Below are 2662 nucleotides of genomic sequence, written 5' to 3' on the forward strand. Positions count from 1 at the left end.
ATAACCGTTTTACCCGAATTATTACAAAGTCCTTTTGAAGCTTCAATTTTAAAAAGAGCCATTGAAAAAGGATTGGTTGAAATTCACTTTCATAATCTAAGAGATTATGTGACCGACAACTACAAACAAGTAGATGATTACCAATATGGAGGCGGCGCAGGAATGGTAATGATGATAGAACCCATAGATAAATGCATTACAAAGCTTAGAAGTGAACGCTCCTATGACGAAATAATTTATATGACACCAGATGGTGAAACACTGAATCAAAAAACCGCGAATTCTTTGTCTCTCAAAAAAAACCTAATTGTTCTCTGCGGTCACTATAAAGGGGTCGATCAACGCGTGAGAGATCATTTTATCACACGTGAAATTTCAATTGGTGATTATGTTTTAAGTGGAGGTGAACTGGGTGCCGCTGTACTTTGTGATACTATCATTAGACTTATACCTGGAGTTCTGGGTAATGAATCCAGTGCGCTTACAGATTCTTTTCAAGATGATTTATTAGCACCCCCAATTTATACAAGACCCTCTGAATACAAAGGCTGGAAGGTTCCGGAAATACTATTGAGTGGTAATTTTCCAAAAATTGAAGCCTGGAGAGAGGAAGAGGCTTACAAAAGGACCCAAGAGAGACGTCCGGATTTATTGGATGAATAATTCTGAAAAGATTGAATTGAATTTCAATTTAAATATTTATATTTGCACCCGCATTTTGATATGCAATCATTTCAACCTCTGGCGAGAATCGTGAATGTTGTTTTGATTTTAATTCCAACTTAAGAAAAAATGGAAGATTTAGTAAAATTTGTACAAGACGAATTCGTTACCAAAAAAGAATTCCCAAAATTTAGTGCCGGTGACACCATCACTGTGTATTACGAAATTAGAGAAGGTGAAAAAACAAGAACCCAGTTTTTTAGAGGAGTGGTTATCCAGTTAAGAGGAACCGGTGCTTCTCAAACCTTTACCATAAGAAAAATGTCTGGAGATGTTGGTGTAGAGCGTATTTTCCCTATCAACCTTCCAACTTTGCAAAAAATTGAAGTAAATAAAAAAGGTAGTGTTCGAAGAAAAAGAATTTTCTACTTCAGAGAACTTACCGGTAAAAAGGCAAAAATTAGAGAAAAAAGAAAATAGTTTTTATCTAATCTACACTAAAATTAAAGCCCCGCAGAGCGGGGCTTTTTTTATGAACCTTTGTTAATAACTCAAGTTAATAAAATGTTGATTTATAATAGAATAAAAAGTAGGCACATAAAACTTAAGGTGCTATATTTGAATATCAAAATTAATTCACACATTGTTAATTCAGGTTTGAAATTAGTTTTGGTCTAAAGAAACGTTCTTTGTCACTTGTTTAATTGTTGATAGAAATACTCCTCCAATTATTTGGAGTTGTACTAGACGATTAAGCTAAGTTGTCTATTAATTTTGAACCTATAATCTCACGATTGTTAGTTCAATTTTAAGAGTACCAAGTAAAGTAAATCACGGTGCAGCAATGTAACAATTCTGTCTCAGAAATCTTATGATTTACCGGTAACCATTTATTTTACTTAATTACAATTCGAAGTAGCTAACACTAAATTGAAATGTATTTTGGACAATTGAACTTTCTTTACGACAACTTTTGCATTTGCCTGAGTACTACCTGAATTTAACAATTCAGCACTGGTATGAGAGTGTAAGAGTTAGGATGAGAACCAAGGCCAACGTAGTTGCGTCTCAGTTCAAAATCCGGTGAGGTAGTTCACGACACAGGTCACGTAATCATCCTGTCAAGTCATCGCAAGATGAGTCGGTAAAGAATTATTATCTAGAAAGCCATCCACCTCTTGAGGCGGATGGCTTTTGTCATTTTATAGGAATATTTTTATTCTTGTGTTGCTAGTTGCTTAAACTTTCCTTTGCTTTTTCTTATACGCACGGCCACGACTTTATATTCAGGACATTTAGCTTCAGAGTCATGAATATCACCGGTCAAATTGTTAATCATTATTTCAGGAAAATGGAATGTAGTACTCAAAACCCCTTCCTTTACTTCATCTGTGATACGGGCTTTTACATCCACCTTTCCACGTGGTGACTCAACACACACGTAGTCGCCTTCAGCTATAAAATGTTTTTGTGCATCATCAGGATGAATCATTAGGTAATCATCACCAAGCAATTGCTCGTTACCCGTTCTGCGCGTCATTGCACCACAATTATAATGTTCCAACTCGCGATTGGTAGTTAAAATATAAGGGTAGTCTTTAGCGTGATCGACCAGTTCTGTAGTTTCACGCCATTCTTTAAATATAAAACGCCCCTTCCCTATCTTAAACTCTTTCTGATGTAAAATCTGTGTATCTGTACCGTCTATAGCTACAGGCCATTGTTTTCCGTTATTACCTAGGTTTTCCCAGGTTATTCCTGCAAAGAAAGGTACGATTTGAGAAATTTCCTCTAGCATGGTTTTGGGATCATAATCGGGTTGCGGATAACCCATTCTGTTCATAATATCCACAATTATCTGACCGTCAGGCTTAGCCTTACCATAAGGCTTAACAACCTCTCTAACAGCCTGTACTCTACGCTCACCATTGGTGAAAGTACCTCTTTTTTCAAGAAATGAAGCTCCCGGTAAAATTCCATCTGCCTATTTGGCTGTTTC

The 2662-nt window shown here is 36.3% G+C and carries 3 protein-coding genes; 2 read left to right on the top strand and 1 reads right to left on the bottom strand.

The window, feature by feature from the left end; all coding sequences use genetic code 11:
- The coding region (gene trmD / locus AACY61_RS12040) for a tRNA (guanosine(37)-N1)-methyltransferase TrmD (protein ID WP_339611823.1) at window positions 1-663 on the top strand (663 nt) is incomplete at its 5' end.
- A 129-nt stretch (window positions 664-792) separates the two neighbouring features.
- Window positions 793-1143, top strand: coding sequence for a 50S ribosomal protein L19 (rplS, locus tag AACY61_RS12045; RefSeq protein ID WP_188440827.1), 351 nt, complete (start codon window positions 793-795; stop codon window positions 1141-1143).
- A 736-nt stretch (window positions 1144-1879) separates the two neighbouring features.
- Here rplS and AACY61_RS12050 read toward each other — a convergent pair.
- Window positions 1880-2506 carry a molybdopterin dinucleotide binding domain-containing protein gene (locus AACY61_RS12050; protein ID WP_339611824.1) on the bottom strand — a complete coding sequence of 209 codons (627 nt, stop codon included), beginning with the start codon at window positions 2504-2506 and terminating at the stop codon, window positions 1880-1882.
- Window positions 2507-2662 lie beyond the last annotated feature (156 nt).

This window comes from uncultured Planktosalinus sp. (assembly GCF_963973675.1).
Classification (GTDB): Bacteria; Bacteroidota; Bacteroidia; order Flavobacteriales; family Flavobacteriaceae; genus Planktosalinus.

Coding starts and splice junctions, on each gene's coding strand:
- rplS (WP_188440827.1), top strand. CDS start 793: ATGGAAGATTTAGTAAAATTTGTACAAGACGAATTCGTTACCAAAAAA.
- AACY61_RS12050 (WP_339611824.1), bottom strand. CDS start 2,506: ATGAACAGAATGGGTTATCCGCAACCCGATTATGATCCCAAAACCATG.